1 protein-coding gene is annotated in these 1660 nt (G+C 61.3%); it reads right to left on the reverse strand.

The genetic code is table 11. The features are described from left to right. Positions 1 to 49: 49 nt before the first annotated feature. The coding region (locus ACJH6J_RS30330; protein WP_406805028.1) for a GTPase at positions 50 to 1660 on the reverse strand (1611 nt) is incomplete at its 5' end.

The raw sequence follows: 1660 nt of genomic DNA on the forward strand, positions 1-1660 counted from the left end.
AGATCATCCTCGGGAAGGTGCGCCCTTTCCTACGCCGCCTCGCCGAGGCTCATCCACAGGTTCTGATCATTGCTCGTAGCGCGGCAACCAGTGCGCCTATCCCATCCCAGGCCCTGTTGGCGTCGTAATCAGCTGCGGTGACCGGGTACTGCATACCTACGCTGCCGTATGGGTCGGCTGCGACACCGTGGATATGCGTCGCGTCAACCTCAATCCCGCGGGAGCGCAGTGCCGCTCCGAGTTCGGTCAGTTTGCGGTCACGGCGATTGAAGTACTCGGCGGTGGAGTCCAGCGGGTCGACGCCTAACTCGTCGCAGCGGTTCACGATGAACAGCATGCGTGGCCATTTTCCGACACCGGTCGGCATCCCATTCGCGATCGTCTGCAGCGCTGCGGTATCGCCGATGAGTAGATTTATATGCAGCACGACGACCACCAGCGCGGCATCTTGGACCCCGGCCAGGGCCAAATCATCATGGTCGGCACGTCGACTCTGAAATCCCGGCGTATCAACGATGTCGATACGGCCCATCTCATAGCGGTGCACATCGTCTGTGGTCGCATCTGCGCGAATGTGCAGAGAAGCGGGCACTTCGATGCCGAACTCTGTGAACATCCGCTTGATGAAGGAGGACTTCCCAGCGCTATAGTCGCCGGCAACGACGACCGCTGGACGCGCTAGTGCGGCGGCGAGGTTCGTCACCCCGACGAAGGCCTCGTCGGCTACGGCTGCCTCCGCCGCCTGTCGCAGCCACCCGCGAATGGAGGACGGTTCGGGGTGGGCGAATGCCTCCCCGATTGCGTGACGCAGTGCATCGGTGTCCTCGCCGTTGCGTTCCCGACAGAAATCCGCTGAATCTGTGGTGTCGTAGCTGAGTTCAATGGACTCGTCTTGATCGAACCAATCTTCACCGAGCAGGAAGCCCTTGGATCCGCCCGAGTCTTCGGCGTCTAGCAAGCGGAAGGTCGTATGAAGGAAGTGAAGGGGCGGGGTCTGCGCGATCGATGTTGATTGCCCGCGGAGATGGGTGGTGAGAGCTCCGATGTCGGTGCTCAAGTTGGTGAGGACGATGAGCTCGATTAGGGCGGGACGCAACAGCGGTGCAGCGGCTGCCCATGCAGATGTTGATACGCCCGAAGCGAATTGGCGCTCAATGTCGTCGAAAGTGTTGTGGATGGCTCTGCGTCCTTGGCGGGCTGCTTTCGCACGAGCTTCGGCCTTCTCACGAACTGCGTCACGGCTCTTGTTGCTCCCAAACCAGTTTGAAACTGCCGCCGCCGCCCCGACCCCGATCCCCGCCGCGATGCCAAGGGGCCCTCCAAGCAGAAAGGGAACGGCAACCGCCGCCACTCCTCCTGCCATGCCTCCACCGCGAAGCAAGTTTGCGAACAGATCGGCTGTCTCGCCCGCGTCACCATTCATATCGGCCTTCTCGTAGGCCGCGGCATCGTTCATTCGTAGTTCCACACCTGCCAAGGAGAGTTCCCGTGCCAGAAACGCGGCCGCTTCGGTGCTCACTCGATCAAGGGCGCCGATGAGTTCCCCTCCATCAAACACCCGCTCGGCAAAGGTCTCGGCATCAATCTGAACCATCCCGCGTTTGATGCGCACCTCCTTCCTTGGGAAGGTGCATGTCATGCCGAGCAAGTACGACCCGGA

Source organism: Mycobacterium sp. SMC-18 (assembly GCF_045310895.1).
GTDB lineage: Bacteria > Actinomycetota > Actinomycetes > Mycobacteriales > Mycobacteriaceae > Mycobacterium.